Origin of the sequence: Flavobacterium sp. (assembly GCF_021151785.1) — a bacterium.
Lineage (GTDB): Bacteria > Bacteroidota > Bacteroidia > Flavobacteriales > Flavobacteriaceae > Flavobacterium.
In genome coordinates this window covers 13392-37226 of record NZ_JAGKWP010000008.1, presented here as the reverse complement: position 1 = coordinate 37226, position 23835 = coordinate 13392, and the positions used below count along the sequence as shown (strand labels likewise).

General features: G+C 29.9%; 24 protein-coding genes and 1 tRNA gene. 8 read left to right on the top strand and 17 right to left on the bottom strand.

All coding sequences use genetic code 11. The features are described from left to right. The first annotated feature begins 119 nt into the window (after positions 1-119). Positions 120-854, top strand: coding sequence for a hypothetical protein (locus tag QZ824_RS01880; protein ID WP_291274345.1), 735 nt, complete (start codon positions 120-122; stop codon positions 852-854). A gap of 27 nt (positions 855-881) precedes the next feature. Here the strand turns inward: QZ824_RS01880 and QZ824_RS01875 are convergent, their stop codons facing one another. The 7 genes from QZ824_RS01875 to QZ824_RS01845 form a co-directional block, all read right to left on the bottom strand. Beyond that, positions 882-1103: a DUF2892 domain-containing protein gene (locus tag QZ824_RS01875; protein ID WP_291274344.1), complete on the bottom strand. Its 222-nt coding sequence runs from the start codon at positions 1101-1103 to the stop codon at positions 882-884. Positions 1104-1172: 69 nt separating this feature from the next. Further along, positions 1173-2474 (bottom strand): TolC family protein, encoded by a 1302-nt coding sequence (locus tag QZ824_RS01870; RefSeq protein WP_291274343.1) that lies wholly within the window; start codon positions 2472-2474, stop codon positions 1173-1175. Next, positions 2467-4899, bottom strand: coding sequence for an ABC transporter permease (locus tag QZ824_RS01865; RefSeq protein WP_291274342.1), 2433 nt, complete (start codon positions 4897-4899; stop codon positions 2467-2469). Before QZ824_RS01865 ends, QZ824_RS01870 begins: the two co-directional genes overlap by 8 nt. A gap of 26 nt (positions 4900-4925) precedes the next feature. Continuing rightward, a complete protein-coding gene (locus tag QZ824_RS01860; RefSeq protein ID WP_291274341.1) occupies positions 4926-5702 on the bottom strand; it encodes a head GIN domain-containing protein in 777 nt (258 codons plus the stop codon). A gap of 11 nt (positions 5703-5713) precedes the next feature. Next, positions 5714-6415: an ABC transporter ATP-binding protein gene (locus QZ824_RS01855; protein ID WP_291274340.1), complete on the bottom strand. Its 702-nt coding sequence runs from the start codon at positions 6413-6415 to the stop codon at positions 5714-5716. 56 nt (positions 6416-6471) lie between these two features. Beyond that, on the bottom strand, positions 6472-6882 hold the full coding sequence (locus QZ824_RS01850; protein ID WP_291274339.1) for a hypothetical protein: 411 nt from the start codon (positions 6880-6882) through the stop codon (positions 6472-6474). A 1-nt stretch (position 6883) separates the two neighbouring features. Next, positions 6884-8122, bottom strand: a complete 1239-nt coding sequence (locus tag QZ824_RS01845) for an efflux RND transporter periplasmic adaptor subunit (RefSeq protein ID WP_291274338.1) — start codon at positions 8120-8122, stop codon at positions 6884-6886. Between the two features lie 141 nt (positions 8123-8263). Here QZ824_RS01845 and QZ824_RS01840 point away from each other — a divergent pair, with 141 nt between their 5' ends. Together QZ824_RS01840 and QZ824_RS01835 are read left to right on the top strand one after the other, a co-directional pair. Continuing rightward, entirely contained in the window at positions 8264-9607 is a 1344-nt protein-coding gene (locus QZ824_RS01840; RefSeq protein ID WP_291274337.1) for a sigma-54 dependent transcriptional regulator, read from the top strand. 182 nt (positions 9608-9789) lie between these two features. Next, on the top strand, positions 9790-10944 hold the full coding sequence (locus tag QZ824_RS01835; RefSeq protein ID WP_291274336.1) for a HAMP domain-containing sensor histidine kinase: 1155 nt from the start codon (positions 9790-9792) through the stop codon (positions 10942-10944). A 68-nt stretch (positions 10945-11012) separates the two neighbouring features. Here the strand turns inward: QZ824_RS01835 and QZ824_RS01830 are convergent. After that, positions 11013-11086 (bottom strand) — tRNA-Met (locus tag QZ824_RS01830). A 261-nt stretch (positions 11087-11347) separates the two neighbouring features. Between QZ824_RS01830 and QZ824_RS01825 the strand changes: the two genes are divergently transcribed. Both QZ824_RS01825 and QZ824_RS01820 read left to right on the top strand, forming a co-directional pair. Further along, a complete protein-coding gene (locus QZ824_RS01825; RefSeq protein ID WP_291274335.1) occupies positions 11348-11740 on the top strand; it encodes an START-like domain-containing protein in 393 nt (130 codons plus the stop codon). Positions 11741-11785: 45 nt separating this feature from the next. Then, positions 11786-12616: an aminotransferase class IV gene (locus QZ824_RS01820; RefSeq protein WP_291274334.1), complete on the top strand. Its 831-nt coding sequence runs from the start codon at positions 11786-11788 to the stop codon at positions 12614-12616. On the opposite strand, the gene QZ824_RS01815 is transcribed toward QZ824_RS01820, so the two are convergent. From QZ824_RS01815 to QZ824_RS01795, 5 genes are all read right to left on the bottom strand, one after another. Beyond that, complete coding sequence (locus QZ824_RS01815; protein ID WP_291274333.1) at positions 12609-13169, bottom strand: YqgE/AlgH family protein; 561 nt, start codon at positions 13167-13169, stop codon at positions 12609-12611. The two genes, QZ824_RS01820 and QZ824_RS01815, sit on opposite strands and share 8 nt — an antisense overlap. A 120-nt stretch (positions 13170-13289) precedes the next feature. After that, on the bottom strand, positions 13290-13568 hold the full coding sequence (locus QZ824_RS01810) for an HU family DNA-binding protein (RefSeq protein WP_291274332.1): 279 nt from the start codon (positions 13566-13568) through the stop codon (positions 13290-13292). 162 nt (positions 13569-13730) lie between these two features. After that, on the bottom strand, positions 13731-14678 hold the full coding sequence (fmt, locus tag QZ824_RS01805) for a methionyl-tRNA formyltransferase (protein ID WP_291274331.1): 948 nt from the start codon (positions 14676-14678) through the stop codon (positions 13731-13733). Beyond that, entirely contained in the window at positions 14678-16561 is a 1884-nt protein-coding gene (locus QZ824_RS01800) for an ATP-dependent DNA helicase RecQ (RefSeq protein WP_291274330.1), read from the bottom strand. The genes fmt and QZ824_RS01800 overlap by 1 nt, the downstream gene beginning before the upstream one ends. A gap of 9 nt (positions 16562-16570) precedes the next feature. Continuing rightward, positions 16571-17101 (bottom strand): ATP-binding protein, encoded by a 531-nt coding sequence (locus tag QZ824_RS01795; protein WP_291274329.1) that lies wholly within the window; start codon positions 17099-17101, stop codon positions 16571-16573. Positions 17102-17230: 129 nt separating this feature from the next. On the opposite strand from QZ824_RS01795, the gene QZ824_RS01790 reads away from it, so the two are divergent. Genes QZ824_RS01790 through murA form a run of 3 tightly spaced genes read left to right on the top strand, consistent with a single transcriptional unit; the run spans position 17231 to position 19571 of the window. Then, the gene (locus tag QZ824_RS01790) at positions 17231-17515 is read left to right on the top strand and encodes a DUF493 family protein (protein WP_291274328.1); all 285 of its coding nucleotides are present in this window, start codon (positions 17231-17233) and stop codon (positions 17513-17515) included. A 1-nt stretch (position 17516) separates the two neighbouring features. Next, positions 17517-18260 (top strand): DUF4290 domain-containing protein, encoded by a 744-nt coding sequence (locus tag QZ824_RS01785; protein ID WP_291274327.1) that lies wholly within the window; start codon positions 17517-17519, stop codon positions 18258-18260. Then, positions 18261-19571, top strand: coding sequence for a UDP-N-acetylglucosamine 1-carboxyvinyltransferase (murA, locus tag QZ824_RS01780; RefSeq protein ID WP_291274326.1), 1311 nt, complete (start codon positions 18261-18263; stop codon positions 19569-19571). A 65-nt stretch (positions 19572-19636) separates the two neighbouring features. Here murA and QZ824_RS01775 read toward each other — a convergent pair whose 3' ends face one another. Genes QZ824_RS01775 through QZ824_RS01760 form a run of 4 tightly spaced genes read right to left on the bottom strand, consistent with a single transcriptional unit; the run spans position 19637 to position 23764 of the window. Beyond that, on the bottom strand, positions 19637-19834 hold the full coding sequence (locus QZ824_RS01775) for a hypothetical protein (protein WP_291274325.1): 198 nt from the start codon (positions 19832-19834) through the stop codon (positions 19637-19639). 2 nt (positions 19835-19836) lie between these two features. Next, positions 19837-21234, bottom strand: coding sequence for a radical SAM protein (locus tag QZ824_RS01770; RefSeq protein WP_291274324.1), 1398 nt, complete (start codon positions 21232-21234; stop codon positions 19837-19839). After that, positions 21224-21964, bottom strand: a complete 741-nt coding sequence (locus QZ824_RS01765) for a prolipoprotein diacylglyceryl transferase family protein (RefSeq protein ID WP_291274323.1) — start codon at positions 21962-21964, stop codon at positions 21224-21226. The genes QZ824_RS01770 and QZ824_RS01765 overlap by 11 nt, the downstream gene beginning before the upstream one ends. 54 nt (positions 21965-22018) lie before the next feature. Continuing rightward, entirely contained in the window at positions 22019-23764 is a 1746-nt protein-coding gene (locus tag QZ824_RS01760) for a chloride channel protein (protein ID WP_291274322.1), read from the bottom strand. Between the last annotated feature and the right edge of the window lie 71 nt (positions 23765-23835).

The following is a 23835-nucleotide window of genomic DNA, read 5'->3' as shown; positions in this document are numbered from 1 at the left end:
ATTTTATATATTTTTCTTTTTATTGGTTAAAATGCTATTTTTTTTTAAATGAAACATAAATATCTATAAAAATTAATTAATAATTTAGTTACATTTGAAAAAATTTAAAAATAGTTTCGATGAAAAAAAGTAGTTTCTTTGTGTTATTGCTCATGTTAGTGACACAATTTAGTATGGCACAAAAGAAAAAAGTAGCAGTAGTTACCTTTTATGCTAACAAGGTAGTTGGTTTTTCTGATTTAGGTATTGGTTCAGAACAATTGATAAAAGAGATTTTTAATTTAAGGGACAATCCTAACTTTAATTTGACACCCATTTTAAATCAATATCATGATCAGTTTTTTAATGAGTACGCCAAAGAATTACCCTTTGAATTACTTTCAGAAAATGAAGTATGTGAATCAGAGGGGTATGCTCAATTTCAACCTAAATTTGATTTAAACAAGTATGAGGCTAGGGATTATTTGTTGTTTGGAAAATACAAATACATTTATGAAGGATTTATGGGACAAGCGAATGAGGTAGCTATGGCTAAATTATTTGCTGATAAAGCAGATGGTGTTATGTTTGTTTCTATTAATTTTGAATTAGTGAAAGGTTTTGGAGTAGGGGGTACAGCTACAGTAAAAGTTAGAGCAACTACACGTATGGCTTTGTATGATAAGCAAGGAAACAAAGTATTTGCTTTTTCTGAAGGTGAAAATTCTAAAAAAACAGGTGTTATGGTCAAAGGGATTCCTGTATTATCTCCAGAGAAAATTTTGCCTATGTGCGAAAGTGCTTTAACGGAATTGATGGGTGATTTATCTAAGCGTATAGCAAAAATTGTCAAAAAGACAGCTATTAAATTATAATATAAAAACCAAAACGTCTAGAATAAACTAGACGTTTTTATTTTCTTTTTTAGTAGCACATGTAGTAATACCCATAAGAGTGTATAATGGACAAAAACTAATCAGAGCTGTTAGTACAAAAATAGCCGCTACAATTAGTAGTAAAGTGCCAAGGGTACCTGTTAATGTTCCATTATAGTAAAGATAAGCTATTGTCGCTGCAACAATTAACCGAATTAATTTATCGGCAGTTCCCATGTTTTTTTTCATAATTATATGATTTATAATGAATATATAAATTTATGAAAAATAATGGAACATTTCATTTTAAAATTAATGTTATAATTGATTGTATTTGATCAAGTTTATTTTTAAGTCTAAAAATTCGATTTGTAATTCGTTTTTTAATACATCAAATGCGGTGGCGAGTTGTACATTTTTTACAGTTGAGAAGGCGTAAGCATCAATTTTACCAGCTTCAAATTTTGCTGAGGAAGTAGTAAATGAAGCCAATGAATATTCAAATGAAGCTTTGAGTTTATTTTTTAATTGTAAATAATTTTGCTTCGTTTTTTCTTCTATTGCTAGTTGATTGTTAATCCTAATTTTTTCTTGTTCAATTCTATATTTATTTTTTTCTGTTTCAATTTTAGAAGCAATGAATCTTTTATTATTTCTAAGACCATTAAAAATAGGAACTAGTAATTGTATTCCTACTTGTTGATTTTTGTTGTTTTTTATTTGAGTATTGAAATCATCTATTAAAATATTGGGTTGATTTAATGGTTTGTAATAAAAACTTGAAATGGAGTAGTAGCTTGATAAAACTGGTAAATTAGTTGCTTTTATACTTTTCAATTCTATATTACTACTTTGGTAATTTAATAAGGCTAGTTTTATCTTTGGGTTTTCATTTTCAGTATTAACTGTGACTGAAGATTTATTTGTAGTAGGGACTAAAACTACATTTGCATGGTATTCATCAGTAGCGTTTATTAATTGAAAAAGTTGTAATTTTTGCATTTCAAGTAGTTGCTCCGTTTCTAAAATTCTTTTTTCTTCTTGAGTAAAACTTAATTGGAAATCATACAAATCACTTTTTGGTTTACTTCCAATACTTACTTCTTTGTTAATACGTTCTAAATTCAATTGTGAATTTTTTAATTGTTCTCGTTGAATTTTTGCTAATTCTTGAGTGTAAAGCGCTTGATAATAGCTTTCTAATATTTGTAACTTATACTCATTTTCAATGACTTCTTTATCTGCTTTTGCTTTTTCAATATCAATTTTGCTTTTTTCTCGATTGGCATAGGCATTGAAGTCAATCAAATTCATGTTCGCATTTATATAAAAATTATCATATTGAATGTTTGAACTTACCCGTCCATTAGTTGATGGATCAATAGTTGAACCAAAATTATAAGATTGATTACCTATTAAATTGATAGTAGGTAAAATGGAATTAATAATTGTGGTTCTACTTTTTTGTACCCTTTTGATTTCTAGTTGGCGGATTTTAATTTCTAGGTTATTTGCTATTCCCTTTTCAATGCATTTCTGCAAAGGCCAGGTATTATTCTGACCCCATGCAGTAAAACATAAGAAAAATAATGACACCAATAAAGCGGTTTTATTATTCATACTTTAAGTATTTTAAAATATCTAATCTTGTTGCCTGGTACGCTCTTGTGAGAACTACAAGTAAGGTTAAAATTAATAGGATTATAAAACCAATTACAAAGGGTATCCAGCCAATTTCTATTCTAAAAGCAAAGTTTTCTAGCCAAAGCCCTAGTAGATAATATACAGGAAGTATAGCGATTATAAATCCAATAGCACAAAATAAAATATACTGTTTAGAGAGTTCTTTTAATAAGGTATTGGTTTCGGCACCAAGTGTTTTTCTTATTGCAATTTCTTTCATTCTACGCTCTATTGAGAATGAGGCAAGCGCAAATAAGCCAAAGAGGGCTATTAAAATAACAATAACGTTTAACAAAGAGAATAAATTTTTTTGTTTAACATATTGTTGATATGATCTAGCATATGCTTTATCTACAAAATCATATTCAAAAGGGTATTCAGAGTCTACATTTTTTGTCCAAAATTTTTCTATAGCTGCAATGGTTTGTTCTGTGCTTTTACCGTCAATTTTTACATAAATTCGACTTGCGTTACCTAACATCCAATCGATTGTTTTAAAATGGAAAAAAACCATTGGTGGTATTTCGGCTTGTGGACTGTAAAGATTGAAATCTTTTACTACACCAACAATTTTTAATTTGTTTTCATTCCAGTTAACCTCTTTTCCTATTGGGTTGTTCTCTTTCATTTGTTTCATAGCTGTTTCATTAATCAGCATAGTATTTATGGTATCAGATGCTAATTGATTAGAAAAGTATCTTCCTTCTTTTAATTTGATTTTCATCATTTCTAGCATACCAAAGTCGACCCCCATGTTTTGTCCTTGAATGGTAATATCTTTATAAATAAAACTTGAAGAAGAACCGGAACCATTTCCAAAATCGAATGCACCTGTAGCCACTTGATCAACGCCTTTTATTTTTGATATTTCGTCTTTTATCATGTAATAGCGACTAAATAATTTTTGCTTGTAATCTTTTTGTTTCCAATCATAAATATTTCTGTACCGTATGGATAATACTTGTGCTCCTTTGAAACCTAAATCTCTAGTATTTAAATACTTTATTTGCTCATGAACAATGTAGGAACCAATGATAAAAAAGGAGGCAATTGCAAATTGCAACACAAGCATTCCGTTGCGCAACCAAATACCATTTTTACTTCTCCCGAAATTTCCTTTTAGAACTTTTAAAGGTTCAAAATTTGAAACATAAATGGCTGGAAATATACCTGCAACTGCAATAGTGAAGAAAAATATTACTATGATTTGGAGGTAGAATTGTTCTCCATGAATTACTAATTTTTTATTTAGGAATTCATTGTAATAGGGTAAAGAAAGTTCTACAATGACAAGCGCAAGTAAAATGGAGAAAAGGGTGATTAATGCCGTTTCAAAAATAAACTGTAAAATGATGTTCAATTTTGATGCTCCAATGATTTTTCTAACCCCTACTTCTTTGGCTCTTTTGATTGCATTTGCCGTGGCCAGATTGATGTAGTTGACAATTGATAATAGTAATATTAAAATGGATAAACCTAACATAATCATTAAAAATTGATAATTACCTCTGCCTTCAGCATAACCATCAGTTATTGAATTTAATCGTGCTTGACTTAGTTCTTCAAGTATAATTTTTGTATTGTCACCTCCATTTTTTTTCAACCATTCCTCAGGTGTAATCCCTTCTTCTTTTGCCCATTTTACTACTCGATTTTCAAATAAGATTTTTTCTATTCGAGTTACAACTTTATTTTTATCATCTGGATTTTTAAGTTTTAGTAATAGTCCATGATTGAAATTTCCCCAATGATCAGCATTTTCTTTTAATTTGGGCTCAATGAGTGAAGTAACAGCCATTGGAGCCATTGAAGATTTACCAGGAACTTCATAAATTCCAGTTACTACAAGAGTCCTACCAGAATAGCGTATTTCTTTTCCAATAGGATCTTCATCTCCAAAAATTTTGTCCGCTGCTTCTTTAGAAAGGGCAATGCAAGTTTCATTTTTTAGAGCCGTTTTTGCTGAACCTTTGATAAAACTGAAAGGGAAAAAGTCAAAGAATTGTTTTTGTGCATCAGTAATTTTTAGTATTTCTTTTTTGTTTTTGTATTGTACTAATTCTTCGTAATACCAATTGTCAAAATAACAGTAAGATTCTAGTTCTGGGAAGTCAGCTTTTAAATATTTTTCTAAAGCCGCAACATTACTAGCCCAGAACATATCTGGTGCAACTTGACAAACAGATTGAAATATTCTTTCCTTATCAGGATTCCATTTGTTGTAACTTTTTTCATCATTCCAATATAGAATTGCAAAAATTAATCCAGCAATTCCAATACTTAATCCTAAGCTATTTAATGCTGTAAATAACTTGTTGTTTTTTATTTGATGGAGAAATATATGAAGCCAATTTTTTAACATAACTTGTTCGTTTTTTGATGATGCTTTTATTTTTTATTTACTGAACCTGACGCAATTTCTTCTTTATTGACATCAGTTGGATTTCCAAAATAGTTGATTTCAGCACTAGATGAAGCTACTGCCTCTAATGTTTTTGTTGTTGTGATTGTTACATTTGCTGAGCTAGAGGCCTTAATAGAAGCTTTTTCAGTAATTAATTTTTTTAAATTACAATCTCCAGAGCTACTGGCTTTTAGTTGTAAACTACTAACCTTACCATTTAATTGAACTTGCCCGGAACTACTAACTGTCATTGTTATAGTATTTCCTGATAGTGCTCCTTCTAAATTTCCACTTGATGCAATGTCTGCATTAAAATGATCGCAATCAAAGTTTCCAGAAACACTTCCTGATGAGGAGGCATAGACTTCTATTTGCTCTGCTTTATTGGTATTTATTAGGCTGATGGTTGCAGAGGATGTGGCTTTAATAAGTTTTAATGGACTTCCAGAGACATAGACTTTTAATGTGTTAAAGTTCGTATTAAACATCTTTTTATTTTTTCTATTTGCTTTATTGTTTTCTACCTCTGCAATAAATATTTTTAATGTTTCATTTTCTACTTCTGTTTTAATTAGTCTTAGTTTTTCTTTATCATCTGTTTCTACTTTTATTTCGTTAGTATTAGAAACAGTATAGTGTACTTCAATTCCTTGAGAAACTTGTAATTTTGAAAAAGATGTGAGCGTTCTGTTTTCGCTGACTTGAGCAATAGAAAACCAACTCAAAATTAATAAGGTAATGGTGATGAATATTTTGGTCATGATAAAATGATTTAAGAGATTAAGACATCAATATTTTTATTATTATTTTTTTCTGATAGTACATATCCATCTTTCATGATAATTGTTCTTTGAGAAAAAGAAGCATCATAATTAGAATGCGTTACCATTAAGATTGTAGCTCCATTGGCATGTAAATCAGTTAAAAGTTCCATAACTTCATTTCCATTTTTACTATCTAAATTTCCAGTGGGTTCATCAGCAAGTATGATTTTTGGTTCATTAATAAGGGCTCTTGCAACTGCAACACGTTGTTGTTGTCCCCCAGATAATTGTTGTGGAAAATGTTTTAATCGATGTGAAATGCCTAATCTTTCGGCCATTTGTTCTACTCGTTTTTTTCTTTCCGGCGATGAAATTTTATTGTAAATTAGAGGTAGTTCAATATTATCAAAAACTGAGAGTTCATCAATTAAATTAAAATTTTGAAATATGAATCCAATATGCTGCTTTCTAATTATAGCTTTTTCTTTTTCTTTTTTATGAATAATTTCTTCATTTAATAATGTGTAACTTCCACTAGTAGCACTATCTAAAAGACCTACAATGTTCAATAAAGTCGATTTTCCACTTCCTGAAGCTCCCATAATGGTTACAAATTCGCCTTGATTGATTGTTATAGAAACCTCACTTAATGCTTTGGTCTCTACTTCTTCTGTTCTGAAGATTTTTGACATTTTTTCAATTTTTATCATGATTGTTCGTTTTTTGATTTTAACTCAATGTAATGATTTCCGAAATAGAAAGTTTTTTAATTTATAATTTCCCAATTTGCTTGATAAGTTCCTCTAGCATCTTCACCCTTCATTAGTAATTTATATTTTTGGTTTTTGACGAGTCTTACTTCTTTTGTTAGTTCACATGCTTTTGTTGTTTTACAACGAAAATACTCATTGTCTTGTTCATCTATTAATTTAAATTCTAATTCACCCGCTTTTAATCGTGAATTAGCTTTGAAATTGACAGTTGCATCTTTGGTCACTTCAATTATTACATATGAAGTTCCACTATAGGATTTAAATTTAGCACTAGTGAAATCGTCTCCATTAATGTTAGACCAATCTTTGTCTTTAACTCCACCAATAAAATAGGTTCCGCTTGATTTTATAGTTTGCGCTTTTAGACTGATTGCGCACAATAATAAGAATACAGTTTTTTTCATCTTATTCAATATTTAAAATTTCTATGTCTTTATAATCTTTGTAATTAGAGGTAATTACTTTTTCTCCGGGTTTCAATCCTTTTAAAATTTCAAAGTATAAAGGATTTTCTCTTCCCATTTCAATAGTTCTTTTTGTTGCTTTATTTCCATTAACTACAAAAATCCATTTACCTGCGGTTTCTTGATTAAAACTTCCTTTTGATAGAATTACAGATTTTATTTTTTCAGATAATGTTAGTCTAACGGCAAAGCTTAATCCTTGTTGTAAATTTAAATGCGTATGATTAGAAAAGTTAAGTTCTACTTGAAATCTTCCATTTTTAATCTCGGGTATTATTTTTGCTATGAACACTTCTACAGGTGTTCCATTGAAATCAATTTTTCCTTTTTGTCCTTGTTCAATTTTAGATAAATAAAACTCGTCAATGTCGGCAATTAATTTATAACCATTCATTACATCAATTTTTCCTAATGTTTGCCCCTGTTGATAAGATTGACCTAAGATAGGTTCAAAAGACGAAAGTCTTCCTGAAAAAGGGGCTAAAATCAAAAAGTTTTTTTTATTATTTCTTAAAACAAGTAAGCTTTTTTCCATAATGTTAATGGAATGATTCAATTGGTTTATCTGAATTAAATTAGCTTGTTTTTCTTTAGTTACACTCTGTTTAATAATATTGATGCGTTCTTTTTGGAAGCGGAAATTTTCTTGTGTTTTTTCCCATTCATTTTTTGCTATAATTTCTTGATTATATAGTTTTCTATTTAATTCATAGCTGGTTTTAGCATCTTGAAAATCATGTTCAATAGCTATTAAGTCTTTTGCTAAATTTAATTCTTGATTTCTTAGGTCGAGTTTAGCTTTATTTAAGTTGTTAATTTGTTCAATGATTGCTGTTTCTTGTTGCATGTAATTTAGCTCTGTATTTGGATTGTATAAGCGAATTAATGGCTGACCTTGAATGACACGTGCTCCATTACTAACATAAATTTCTTTTACAGCTCCTCCTTCGATAACATTAACAAGTATTGAGTTTTTAGGTTCAACTCTTGCTTGAAAAATCATGAAGTCTTCAAAAAAGCCTTCTTCAACTGTTTTAATAGTAATTTCTTCTTTTTTTACATTTAAACTTCTTTTTTTAGTAATCATTGAAAAGGCTAGATAGCCAATCAAAAGAATCAAAAACACGGCTATTGCTAGTTGCTTTTTTTTATTACTTTTACGTTTGATGATAGTGTCCATTATTAAATATTTGTAGTCTATAATTACAATTTTGTGCCAAACTTTTAAAATCTATAATAATTTGATTTTTAGATTTTTAGATAGTTGTATATTTTTTAATTGTTCATTATTGAACACTATTTTTTTCAAAACTGAACATACATGAAAAAAACAAAAGCAACAATTTTAATCATTGATGATCAAGAAGACATACTTTTTGCTGCAAAAATGCTTTTAAAGAAACATTTTGAAATCATTTATACGATTAATTCGCCTAAAAATGTTTTGCAATTATTAGCTGAGAATGATATTGATGTCGTTCTGTTAGATATGAACTATCGTATCGGTTTTGAAGATGGTAGGGAAGGTTTGTATTTTCTGAAAGAGATAAAAAAATTTTCACCCAAAACTATTGTAATTTTATTAACCGCTTTTGGAAAAGTAGAAACGGCGGTGGAAGGTTTAAAAAATGGTGCTTTTGACTATGTATTAAAACCTTGGGATAATCTTAAATTATTAGAAACGATTAAACTGGCTGTTGAAGCAGCTAGAAAAGAAAAAAAGAAGGTTGAAAACAAAGAGGAATCGGATGTTCATTTTGTAGGTACATCTGCCTTGATTCAAAAAGCTTATGCATTAGGTTTAAAAGTAGCTAAAACAGAGGCTAATGTTTTAATTTTAGGGGAGAATGGAACAGGGAAGTATGTTATGGCTCGTTACATTCATCAGCATTCAGATCGAAAAAATCAGGCATTTATCCATGTAGATTTAGGTTCATTAAATGAGCATATTTTTGAAAGCGAACTTTTTGGGTATGCAAAAGGCGCTTTTACCGATGCAAAAGTTGATACTCCTGGTCGATTTGAAAATGCTCAAAATGGGACTATTTTTTTAGATGAAATTGGAAATGTTCCTTTGCATTTGCAAGCGAAATTGTTACAGGTTATTCAAACAAAAACGGTTACTAGATTAGGCGAATCTAAAGTAAGAACGCTCAACGTTAGAATATTGACTGCAACTAATCAAAATTTAAAGGAGGAAGTGGTTCAAAAAAGGTTTAGAGAAGATTTATATTATCGTATAAATACAATGGAGATTATATTACCTTCATTAAGAGAACGAAAAGAAGATAAAATTCCATTAGCTAATTTTTTGTTGAATAAAATGATTTTAAAATATGAACGAAATGAAATTATTTTTGACGATAAAGCAATAGTACATATTCAAAATCATGCTTGGAATGGAAATATTAGAGAAATGGAAAATCGCATTGAGCGGGCAGTTATTTTATGTGAAAATAATATTATTTCCACGGCAGATTTAGACTTAGATCAAATTACAGCATTCGAAAGTCATGATGAATTACCATTAACTGATCGAGAAAAAATAACAATTCAAAGTGTTTTAATCAAACATGGTTATAATATCAGCAAGACTGCCGAAGAGTTAGGTTTATCAAGGGCAGCATTATACAGAAGAATAGAAAAATACAATTTGAATCATTAATAATGGTAATAAATCAAAAAATTTATCAGCAACTTTTTTTAAGACTATTACTGGTTTTGCTTACTGTTGGAGGTAGTATGCTATTATTCTCAAAGGGATTAATATACACGGGGCTCTTTGTTGTTTTTGTTTCCTTTTTGCAACTGATTGAAATTTATTTTTTTTTTCAAAATGTCTTTTTAATGTATGATAGGACCATTGCTTCTATATTGCAAAATGACTTTTCAGCGGATTTTTCTAAACATAAATCTTATAATAACTATGTTCGGTTATTTCAATTATATGACCAGTTAAAAAATAAACAGCAAGAGGAACTTTCTAAAGATACTATATTCAGGTCTATTTTAGACACGATTGAAACAGGTATTATATTGCTAAAAAAAGAACAAGAAGAATGGAGTATATTTCTAATGAACGACTATTTTTCTAATCATTTTACTATTCCTAAAGTGTCAAAATGGAACTATTTGAACAATCATATTCCAGCTTTGTGTAGTATCATTGAAGCAGCACATTTTAAAGAAATGAAAACAACTCTACAAATTAGAATTGATCAGCAAGACACACAAACTTATATGCTTCAAACATCCAAATCACAAACTTTTGGTCAAACTTATTATATTATTATGCTTGATAGTATTCAAAAAGTTGTAGAGAAAAAGGAAAAAGAAGCATGGATTAATTTGATGAAAGTGATTTCACATGAATTATTAAATTCACTGACTCCTATTCAATCTCTTTCACAGAATTTAAATGAGTTAGTTCAGCAAGATTATTTGTCTAAAGAAGATTTAGAAGATATAAGAATGAGTGTTGCTACTATGCTTAATAGGAGTAATCATTTACAAGAATTTGTGGATAGTTATAGGCGATTAGCAATGCTTCCGTCTCCAAATAAAGAAAAAGTTGTTCTTGCTGATTTAGTTCAAAGTAGCATTAATATCATGCAACCTTTATTTAAGGCACGACGAATCAAAATAACCAATACAATCGATTTTAAACGATGGATTTGGGTAGACAAAAATCAAATGGAGCAAGTAATTATTAATCTTTTGACCAATAGTATGTATGCACTTGATGAAAATGAGAAAAAAGAAATTACGATACGTGTTGAGGTTAAAGAGAAACGAGTTTATTTAATCATTGCTGATACCGGAATAGGAATTGATAGTGCAATTGAAGATAAAATTTTTCTTCCATTTTTCACGACACGAAAGGAAGGGGCGGGCATTGGATTGACACTTTCTAAGAATATTGTTGAGGCACATGGAGGTTATTTAGCTTTTAAAAAAGAAAATAATCAAACAGTATTCACAGTCTGTTTGTTTGAGTCTTAACTCTCATTAATAGTTGTTTATAAAAAAAAACGCTTAAACTATAAATAATATAGATTAAGCGTATTTTGTAGCGAAGACGGGAGTTGAACCCGTGACCTCAGGGTTATGAATCCTGCGCTCTAACCAACTGAGCTACCTCGCCATTTAATTGGTCTTGCATCTGTCTCAATGCGGGTGCAAATATAGAACTAATTCGGTACTTTCCAAAAAATACTTTAAAAAAAATATACTTTTTTTATGTTGAAAAATATTTTTAAAAAATGTGTAATTAATTCAACTTTTTTTATATTTTACCCAAAATTTAATTAGTTTATCATTGATTAATCTAAAATATTATTATTGAATTGATTAGCAGATTCTATTAGATTTTTATAGGATAAACTAAAGCTAAAAATAGATAAAAATGAAGCAAAAAGTTAAATATGAATTAGAATTTCCTATTCATTCTTCACCACAACTCCTATATCAATATATGTTGACTCCTTCAGGATTGTCAGAATGGTTCGCTGATAATGTGAATTCGAGAGGGGAGTTTTATACTTTTATTTGGGATGATTCAGAAGAGAAAGCAAAATTGGCTTCTAAAAAATCCGGGGAGAAAGTTAAGTTTAGATGGTTAGATGAGGATGGAAATGATACCGAATATTTTTTTGAAATGAAAATTCAAGTGGATGAGATTACCCAAGATGTATCTTTGATAGTGACTGATTTCTCAGATCCAGATGAGTTACATGAGTCAAAATTATTGTGGGAAAACTTAATTTCAGATTTAAAACATGTAATAGGTTCGGTTTAGTTTAAATTATGAAGTATATTTGTCCCGATTTTATCGGGATTTTTTATGATTAATTATAACGGAAAACTTGTAGAGCAAAGTGCTCAAATCATTGAATTTAACAGAGGGTTTCTGTTTGGTGATGCTGTTTTTGAAACACTTAAAGTTAGCAATAATACCCTTCTTTTTTTAGAGGACCATTATTTGCGATTAATGGCCGCTATGCGTATTTGTAGAATGGAAATTCCTATGAATTTTACCATGGAATTTTTAGAAGAGCAAGTAGTATCCTTAATGGCTAAGGTTTCTTTCTCCAATGCTAGAGTTAGGGTTACTGTTTTTAGAGTAGGTACTGGATTTTATACTCCTGAGTCAAATAATGTTGAATTTGTAATTACAGCACAAAGTTTATCATCAAGTACTTATCAAGTTCCTTCAGCATCTTATGAGGTAGAATTGTTTAAAGATTTTCATTTATCAAAACAGTTATTATCAACTTTAAAGACAAATAATAAAATGATTCATTCGTTAGCCGGTATATTTGCTAAAGAAAATGAATATGATAATTGTTTGTTAATTAATGAGGAAAAGAATGTAGTTGAAGCTATTCAATCTAATCTTTTTATGAAGATAGGAAATAAATTAGTGACTCCGCCTATTTCTGATGGTTGTCAAAATGGTATTATGAGAAAACAAATTATCAAATTATTGCAAAAAAATGAGATGGTCACTATTGAAGAAAAATCCATTTCTCCTTTTGACTTACAAAAAGCAGATGAGTTATTTTTAACGAATGTGATATCAGGTATTCAGCCTATTACTAAATACAGAAAAAAGAAATATGTTACTGATTTTGCAACTCAATTAGTTGAAATGTTGAATCAAAGTATTAATTAAGAGAAGGATTTTCGGGAGAATTAGAGAAGAGTAGGTATTCTCCACCTAATTCGCTCATTTTTTCTTTCCAGAAATCTTGACTATTTTTCCCGATAATTCTTTCTTTAAGTTCATTTTCTATAATAATCCAAGCATTTTCCTCTAATTCATATTCTAATTGCTCGGTTTCCCATCCCGTGTAACCTAAAAAAAAGCGTATATTTTCTTTTTTAATAATTCCTTCATTAATTAGTTGTTTGGTCATTTCAAAATTTCCACCCCAATAAATACCATTAGAAATTTCTATACTTTCAGGTATAAGTTCAGGTACATTGTGTATGAAATATAAATTATCTTGCTCTACGGGCCCACCATTATAAATTAAAAAAGTAGCATTTATTTCTGGAATTAAATCATTTATAGTGTAGGATAAAGGTTTATTCATTATAAAACCTACACTACCCTCCTGATTGTGTTCTGTTAATAATATAACAGCCCTGTTGAATAAAATGTCATTTAAAATAGATGGTTCTGCCAAAATCAAACAACCTTTTTTAGGTAACATCGATATCATAAAATCCTATTTTTTTATTGAAAATACTAAAATAATTTTAAGAAACCAAATTTTTTAGATAAATAACAAAAAAAACCTCTCAATTTGAGAGGTTTTTTATTTTCAAAAAATTATATTCAATTATTTTTTGTTTACTGCACCTTCTAATTCAGCACCAGCTTTGAATTTTACTACATTTTTAGCAGCAATTTTAATAGTTTTACCAGTTTGAGGGTTTCTACCATCTCTAGCCTCTCTTTTAGAAACAGACCAAGATCCGAAACCTACTAATGAAACTCTTCCACCTTTTTGAAGTGTTCCTTCAACACTTTCTAAGAATGATTCTAAAGCTAATTTAGCTGCTGCTTTTGTAATACCAGCTGAAGCTGCCATTGCATCTATTAATTCTGATTTGTTCATAATTAATGTTATTTTAATTGGGTTAAACTTAATTTTCTAATACAAATTTAGAATTATGATTGAATTGAGCAAATATTTACAAGTATTTTTCTTAAAAATAGTAATATTTCCGATAAAGAGCTGATAAAGTCGATAAAAAACAATTATTTTTAAAGTTTAACTTTATAAAACTAGCGCTTTTGGACTAAGTTGTATGCCATTTAGCAACTCGTGCGTCAGCATTTTTTTCTTGCCAGGAAATTGTAAACATATCACTTTCAACCATCCGTCTGATAAGGCAATTTTCATTTCTTTTTTGGTTAAATGAATACTACCTTTTTCCACTTGGTGGATTTCAGGTATAAATTCAGATTCATAAATTTTTACATTCCATTCTTGCTCTTCGTCTTTTATGTATGTCCAAGCAGTTGGATATGGCGATAATCCTCTAATTTGATTATAAATTGTCTCACCAGTAGCATTCCAATTGATTTTACAATTGTCTTTATTTAATTTATAGGCTGTTTTTAAATCTGATGCTTCATTTTGAATAATTGGATTTACTTTTCCTTCCTTAATTAACTCTAAAGTTTCTAAAACAGTAGTACCTCCTAATTCCATTAAGCGGTCATGTAAAATTCCAGCATTTTCATTAGGAGCAATAGTGGTTTTTTTACTCAAAATTATGGCACCAGTATCTATTTTATCATCTATAAAAAAAGTTGTTACTCCTGTTTCTTTTTCGCCATTAATAATTGCCCAATTTATTGGGGCTGCTCCTCGGTATTGAGGTAGTAATGAAGCATGTAAGTTAAATGTTCCAAATTTAGGCATTTTCCATACTGCTTCTGGAAGCATTCTAAAGGCTACCACAATTTGTAAATTAGCTTGATATGAAGCTAATTCATTTAAAAAAGCTTCATTTTTTAGATTTGTTGGCTGTAAAATAGGTAATCCCTTTTCTAATGCATAGGCTTTAACTGCACTAATCGCTACTTTTTGACCTCTTCCTGCAGGTTTGTCTGGTGCTGTAATTACAGCGGCTATATCATAACCTGTTTTATATATTTGATCAAGGATACCTACTGCAAAATCAGGTGTACCCATGAAAATAATTCTTAGTTTTTCCATTATTTTAATTGGTATTTTTTATGTTGATTTAAGAAAATTTGGTCGTTTTCTAATAAGGTTTGTAGGGCAAAGATAAGGTCTTCCGTGTTTATTTCTAATAGATTTTGAAGCTCATGTGATGATTTGGCTTCTTTTTTTAAAAGCTCAATGATAGAATTTGGAGTTGAACTGATTTTTGAAGTTTCTTTTTTTCTACAACTTGAACATATTCCACAGGAAGAAGCATTTGCTTCTCCAAAATATGTTGAAATCAAAACTGACTTACACGTTTCTTTGTTATGAACAAAATTAAGCATGGATTGGAATTTTTCAATCTTTACTTTGTTTTGTATGAGTAGTTGTTTGGCTATTCGGTTGATTGTATAATCATCTTCTCGAGGTTCATTAAAAATGATTTTGCTATCATTTGAAAATAAATAAAGATCAATGAGTTCTAATTTTTTTAGTTTTTCAAGTATTTGAATGACTTGTTCTTCGCTTTTACCTGTTTTATTGGCAATTGCCACAGTATTGATTGCTGTAATTTGTTCAAAAATTCCTGGGTATGTTCTTAAAATGGTTTGTATAATCATTTCTTCATTAGGATGCAAACTAATATATCGAACTACTTCTCGACTCTCAATTAAAAATTGAAGTTGAGCTTTATCATTATTTTCATTAGAAAACGTTAATATTCCTGCACGGTCTAAAAATTGTATAGTGTTATATGTTTTAGTGACAGGTAATTGGTATTTTAAGCAAAAAGCTTGTAGGTTGAAAGTGAACCATTCATTAATGCCTTCACCATAAGCAATTTGGAAATAATTATTCAATGCATGATAAACCTTATTCAAAAAAGCTTTATCAGCAAGTACATTGATAAACTGTTCTTTTGTGATTTTAATATCAAATTCATGAGTTAGGAGTAAAGCAAAAGCTTTTTCGCCATTTCTTCCTGCTCTTCCTGCTTCTTGATAATAATTTTCAAGATTTTCAGGTAACTGGAGATGAATGACTGTTTTTACGTTGGGTTTGTCTATTCCCATACCAAAGGCATTGGTGGCAACTATAATAAGAGCCTTTTCTTCAAGCCAAAGTTGCATGTTGTTGTTTTTCTCCTTTGGTTTTAATCCTCCATGATAGTAAGTTGTAGAAAAACCTAAATCATTTAATTGTTTGCTCCATGTTAAACAATCTCTTCTATTTCGCACATATATAATAGCAGGCTGAGGATTTTTATTAAAAATTTGCTTTAGTTTATTTATTTTATCCTCTGTGTAAATAACATGGTAGCCTAAATTAGGTCGGCTGAAAGATTTTTTAAATAGTTTTACATTTTTTAGTTGTAGTAAAGTACATATGTCTTTTTGGACTTGTTCAGTAGCCGTTGCAGTCAATGCAATAAAAGGGACTTTAAAGTATTCTTTTAGTTGTCCAATTTTTAAATAAGCAGGCCTAAAGTCATGTCCCCATTGGCTTATGCAGTGGGCTTCATCAATAGCAATGAAGTTGATGGGTAATTGCTTTAGGCGTTCTAGTATCCAATCTTGTTGTAATCTTTCGGGAGATAAGTATAAAAATTTATATCCCCCATACATGCAATTATCTAGTAATTGCCCAGTTTCTTCCCATGATATGCCACCAGTTAATGCAATAGCTTTGATGTCTCTTTTTTTAAGATTGTCAACTTGATCTTTCATTAAGGCTACCAGTGGTGAGATTACCAAACAAATTCCTGATTTGAGTAAAGCTGGAACTTGAAAACAAATAGATTTTCCTCCTCCAGTAGGTAGTAAGGCAAAAGTGTCATTGCCCTCTAAAAGGCTCTGAATAATAGCTTCTTGTGGTTCACGAAATGTATCGTAATTCCAATGCTTCTTTAAAACTTCTAAAGCATTATTCATAAGTTTAATCTATAAATGATCGATAATAAAATGATATCTATTTTCAACAGAAACTTTTGGTACTTCAATTAAATCATAACCAAATTTAGTATAAGTATCTACCAAAAAGTCATGGATTTGCATGGCTTGTTCATAACTTTCATATCTTTCACTATCACTAGTATAAATTTCTTCCCATGGTGGTAGTAAGAAAATAGTATCGTATTTATATTTTTGACAAGCTTCTATAAATTTCTCAGGGTAAACATCACCAATGAAGTCCATGTAAGCTAAAACATCTGGAATACCACGATCTATAAAAACTGTTTTTTCTTCTTTTAATGCGTTTTCAAATTGTTCAATTCTTCCCTCTAACAGCATTTCACTAAACAACATTGGATTAGTTAAAAACAATTGTTCAATACCTTTTTCACGAGCTTTTAAAGTAACTTCTCTTGAAATTTCAGGGTAACAAATAAAACCTTCTTCTTGTAAATGATTAATTAATGTTGTTTTACCAGAACTGGGACCACCAATCAATAATATAATTTTTTTATCCATTTCTCTCTTAAAAAGGCCAAAAATACTATTTTTTTGAAATTTAAAACAGCTTTACTATTTCTTTCCTAATATTATATTTTCAAATAACGGTTTATAACTGTATATTTGTGGTTTTATAAACTCAAAATAATGGATAAGAAAACGGAAGAATTTTACATTAGGCTTAAAGGTGAATTAGAAGAGTCAACCTCTTGGCCTTCAAGTTATTTGTACAAGTTTATTGTTCCTACCGATACAGAAAAAATTGAAAAAATTGAAACAACTTTTGATAACTTAGGCGCCGTTATTGAAACACATTCTTCTAAAACAGGTAAGTATACAAGTGTTTCTATTGAAGTAGTGATGAAAGACGCAGACCATGTGATAGAAAAATACCAAGAATTATCAACCATAGAAGGCATTATATCTTTATAACATGACATATAAATCAGAGGAATCGGTTCAACATTTAGAATACAATTCACAGCGTGAGCATTTAATCATTCCAGAATATGGAAGACATGTTCAAAAATTAATAGATGAAGTAACTAAGATTGAAGATAGAGAAAGAAGAAATAAAGGGGCAAAGTATATTATTTCAGTATTAGGAACGTTGAACCCTCATTTGAGAGATGTGCCTGATTTTCAGCATAAATTATGGGATCAGTTGTTCATTATGTCTGATTTTAAAATAGATGTAGATTCACCCTATCCTATACCAACCAAAGAGGTGATTACATTAAGACCAGATCGTTTGCCTTATCCTCAAAACTTTCCTAAATACCGTTTTTATGGAAATAACATCAAATATATGATTGATGTGGCTTGCAAGTGGGAAGATAGCGAATTAAAAAATGCTTTAATTATCGTGATTGCAAATCATATGAAAAAAAGTTACTTAAGTTGGAATAAAGAAACTGTAACCGATGAAGTGATTTTTGAACATTTATATGAGTTATCTAATGGACAATTAAATTTATTGAAAACAGATGAAGAATTGTCTACCTCACAAAATTTGATGAAAGTAAATAAAAAACAGTCTAACAAGACGCAGTTTTTTTCAAAAAACAATCAAAATCAAGGGCAAAGAAATAATTCGAATAATAATAAAAATTTTAAGCCAAAAAATAATCAAAATCAGAATCAAAAAAATAATAACAGAAAAAATAACAATAACTAAATGGGAACATTCAAAATTGAAGGCGGAAAGCCCTTAAAAGGAGATGTGCAGCCACAAGGTGCCAAAAATGAAGCGTTACAAGTTTTATGCCCTGTATTATTGACTTCAGAAAAAGTTAGAATTACGAATATTCCAGATATTATTGATGTTAATAAATTAATCGCATTACTAGGAAACTTAGGTGTAAAAATTAAAAAAAATGCACCTGGAGATTATACTTTTCAAGCCGATGAAGTAAATGTTGATTATTTAGAAACTGATGCTTTTAAAAAAGAAGGTGGGTCATTAAGAGGTTCAATAATGATTGTGGGACCGTTATTGGCTCGTTTTGGAAAAGGATTTATTCCTAAACCAGGAGGAGATAAAATTGGTCGTCGTCGTTTAGATACTCACTTTGAAGGTTTTATAAATTTAGGAGCGAAATTTAGATATGTTAAAGAAGAACATTTTTATGGAGTAGAATCTAAAGGTAAATTAAAAGGGACTTACATGTTGTTAGACGAGGCGTCTGTAACAGGAACTGCTAATATTGTAATGGCAGCTGTTTTAGCTGAAGGTATAACGACAATTTACAATGCTGCTTGTGAACCATATTTACAACAATTGTGTAAAATGTTGAATTCAATGGGTGCGAAAATCACCGGTATTGGATCTAACTTATTAACGATTGAAGGAGTGGATTCATTAGGTGGATGTGAGCATAGAATTTTACCGGATATGATCGAAATTGGTTCTTGGATTGGATTAGCTGCCATGACTAGAAGTGAAATTACGATTAAAGACGTGAGTTGGGAAAACTTAGGTCAGATTCCAAATGTTTTTAGAAAATTAGGTATCACATTAGAACAAAAAGGGGATGATATTTATATTCCTGCTCATAAAGATGGATATGAAGTTAAAACCGATATTGATGGTTCTATTTTAACCATTGCTGATGCGCCATGGCCTGGATTTACTCCCGATTTATTAAGTATTGTATTAGTAGTTGCTACTCAAGCCAAAGGTGATGTTTTAATTCACCAAAAAATGTTTGAAAGCCGCTTATTCTTTGTAGATAAATTAATTGATATGGGGGCTAAAATTATGTTATGTGATCCACACAGAGCAGTGGTAATGGGACATGATTTTAAATCGCAACTAAAAGCTACAACCATGTCTTCACCCGATATTAGAGCTGGTATTTCATTATTAATAGCTGCTTTATCGGCTAAAGGAACAAGTACCATTCAAAATATCGAACAAATTGATAGAGGTTACGAAAGAATTGACGAGCGTTTAAGAGCATTAGGTGCTAGTATTGTAAGAGTGTAAATATAATAAAGCAACATTAAAAAGACCTGACAAGTTATTAAACCTGTCAGGTCTTTGTTTTTTTATCATGTTAGCATTGAGCCGCAAATACCTAAACCTACAATCAAATAGAGCGTAGCAAAAATAAAAAATGTTATGGCAGTATTAGGTGACTCTTTCTTAATACGGAATCCTATTAGTGTTAAAGCTAAAGGAGGACCAAACATTACTACTAATATGAGAATTAATAACCCATCTAAATTTCCCACTTCTAGTGCTATCATACTTAAAATTTTATATTGTTTCTTAATTCTTCTAATTTAATTTGTTTATCATCTCTGTAAAACAAGTTCATCGTTTCAAATGGAATAATTTTATTGTCTTTATTAACAATATGAACACATGATTTTTTGATTGCTCTTACGTCAAAATTATAAGCATCAATAAATTGCATGATAATAATCCTAAATAAATTGTCGTAACCTAAATTAGGTGCATCTATATTAGGTAAACAACACATAATTGATTTTAAATTTTCTTCAGCAACTTCTACGGAATTTCCAGTGCTGAACAAGTTTATCATTTTTTCTTTTAAAACATTATCTTGTTCATATATAATTGTGTTTTTACTATTGTCTAACAAGTCATTCGGATTGATGTATCTTGTTAAAGGAAAAACAGAATTATCTAATTTTAAAGCGTAACCCATAACTAGAGCATCGGGATTACAAGGGACTGGTAATAAATCATCAGGATTGAAAATTGTAGTTTGTTCCAAAATTTTTCTTCTTACTTCAGTTAAAGTCATTCGATCAGTTTCGGGATTAAAATTTTCTAATCTTCCAGCAATTTGAGTAGGTTGAAATGTTACCCCTCTAACACATTTTTGTTGCAAAGCGAAATCTATTATTTTTCCAATTTCGTTGTCATTGAGTCCCTTTTGCAAGGTTACAACTAATGTGGTTGACAAATTTAATTCGTTTAAATTTTCGATGGCTTTCTTTCTAATATCCCATAAATCAGCACCTCTTAATTCTTGTAAAACCGAATTTTCAAATGAATCAAATTGCAAATAAATTTCAAAATCTGGTGAATAGCTTTTAAGTTGTTTTGCGAATTCTTTGTCTTTTGCAATTTTAATTCCATTGGTGTTTAGCATTAAATGTCTAATTGGTAGCGACTTAGCATAATCTAAAATTTCAAAAAAGTCAGGATGTAGGGTAGGCTCACCGCCGCTTATCTGTACTACATCAGGTTCTTTTTCATTCAATACAATTGTATCCAACATACTTTTAATTTCATCTAACGTACGATGTCTGCCATAAGTTGGCGATGAACCTGCATAGCAAGTAGGACAAGTTAAATTGCACCTATCAGTAACTTCTATTACCGTTAAACAAGAATGTTGTTCGTGATCTGGACATAAACCACAATCATAAGGACATCCATAATCTGTTTTAGTATTAAATTTATAAGGCGTTTCAGAAGGTTTGTTGTAATTCCTAATGTTTTTATAATACTGAATATCGTCTGCAATTAAAACTTTAGATTTTCCGTGCTCAGGACAACGTTTCAACATATAAACCCTATCATTTTCGAAAACAATTTTAGCATCAATTCGTTTTAAACATTCAGGACAAAGGCTTAAAGTATAGTCGTAATAGGTGTAATTTCTAACGGGCATTTTTAAATAAATTTAAAATTGTTTTATGATAATATAGTAAGCAAAGTAAGCATAAAAGTTGAATAGTGCTCAATCCGCAAATAAAAAACACATTAGGTTTTAAGAATTCTATACACAATCGAAATGTAAAATATGCAATCATGAAATATTGGAATAATAATCCCGCTTTTAATTTTTTAGTTTTCTGCTTTTGTAAAAAAATAAATAAAAAAAAGAGAAAAATTAATTCATACAATGCAATAGGGTGTCTATGTATTCCATCGCCAAGATTCATTCCGAGAAAAAAGGAAGTTTCTTTTCCATAAGTGAATTCATTTGTTCCGGATAAAAAACATCCAATTCTTCCAATAAAAATTCCAAGAATTATAGGAAAAACGAATAAATCTCCTGTAGATTGTTTTTCCTCAATAATTTTTTTAGAAATTTCTACACCCAAAAGTCCACCAAATAAACCACCCATAATGGTTTTCGAATTTAAAAAGTTAATAAGACTTGAAAAATTTGTTGGCATAAAAGGATTTTCTAATATGGCAAAAATTCTAGAACCTAAAAATGCACCTATCATGGCGCCAAGTATTATAGAAAGTTTATTTATTTTTGGAATAGTATCAAGATTTTGCTTCTGCAAATAAACGTAGTATCTAAATGCCAAAAAAAATGCTAAATACTCTAAAATTAAGTGAATATTAATATTAATTCCGAAAATTTCTGGTTCAAATGGTATTTTCAAATTTATTATTTTTACGAATTGAAAAAAATAGTGTACACTGTAAAATTAGTAGATTTATTCAATTATAATTTCTTTTAAACGATCTCTATATTTTTCTAGGATATCGGATTTATGTAAAAAACCAATAAATTGTTTATCTTGAATAACAGGTAAAATACTTTGTTGGGATGTTTCAAATTTATCCATAATGACATCAACAGTATCATTGAATTGAATAACAGTTTTTATGGGCTGAACTACTTCGTGTATTGAAGTATATTTGATTTTAAAAGCAGAAAAAATGATTGGTCGAACATCATCTAAATGAATTAATCCAATAAGATCATTTTTATCATTCAATACAGGAAATAAAACATCATCAGAATTTTTAATTTTCTCAATTAATTCGTCTAATGTTTTGGAGTCTTTTACAGGGCTGAATTTGGTATCTATCAATCGTTTAAAATCAATGGATTGTAAGATATTTTTATCTTTATCATCTGTAAAAACTTCTCCTCGATCGGCCAAATGTTTAATATCGAATGAATAGGGCTCTAATTGTTTAGAAATTGCAAATGAAATAGATGAAACTAACATTAATGGTACCATTAAGCCATACCCACCTGTAATTTCTGCAATTAAAAAGATAGCGGTTAGTGGGGCATGAAATAAGCCACTAAGAATACCTGACATACCCACTAGCGTAAAATTGCCAATTGGTAACTTACTTAATCCAATAGTGTTAAAAAAGTAAGCCACTGTAAATCCTAGATAAGATCCTACAAATAGGGAAGGTGCAAAATTTCCTCCGTTACCACCCGCTCCTAATGTAATTCCAGTCGCAAAAACTTTAATTAACATGGTAAAAGAAATAAAGACCAATAATACCCATTTTTTATCGCTAAACAATTCAAAAATGGAGTTTTCTACTAATTTGTTAGGTTGATTGTCAGCTAATAGTTTAATACTTTCGTATCCTTCACCAAAAAGAGTAGGGAAAACAAAAATTAATAAGGCCAACATTCCAGAACCGAGTAAGGCTCTTCTAAAACTATTTGTTTTTCGTTTTGCAAAAAAGGCTTCAACCTTCCTAAAATTTCGTGCATAATGCACAGAAACGAAACCAGATAAAATACCTAATAAAATGTAATATGGTAAGTTTCTATTTTCAAATTCATAAATTTGTTTGAAACTAAATAGAATGTCTTCTTTTAAAACAATAGAAGAAATAATCGCTCCTGTAGCGGCACTAATAATTAATGGTGTAAAAGCAGTAATACTAATTTCGGCTAAAACTACTTCAATAGCAAAGAGTACACCTGCAATAGGTGCATTAAAAGCAGCCGCTATTCCAGCTGCCACACCACATGCTAAAAGTAAAGTCCTATCTTTATAGCTAAGTCTATAATTCAGTGCATAATTGCTCCCAAATGCTGCGCCTGTTACGGTAATGGGAGATTCTAAACCAGCACTACCTCCCATACCTACAGTTAACGAACTTGTAATAATTTGTGCATACATCTGTTTGGAGGGAATAATACTTCTTGTTTTGGCAACGGCATACATAATTTGTGAGGTTCCTTTATCAATATGACCATTTAGCACCTTTTTAATTACTATTACCGTTAGTAAAATTCCAATAATTGGTAATGTACTGTTGCTGTAGGGTAAATGTAAAATACCATCTAAGTATTGAGAATATTTATATACAGAATGAGCAAATGTCTTTAATACAATTACTGCCATAGCAGCTGAAAGCCCAACTAAAACACTAGAAATATATATAAATTGTCTTGGTGATACCAAGGTTTTAACCTTCATAAAAAACAATTCAAAACGTCTGAATGTTCTAAAGAAAAAATCGGAAATTTTGTTGTTTCTAGGCATATTTA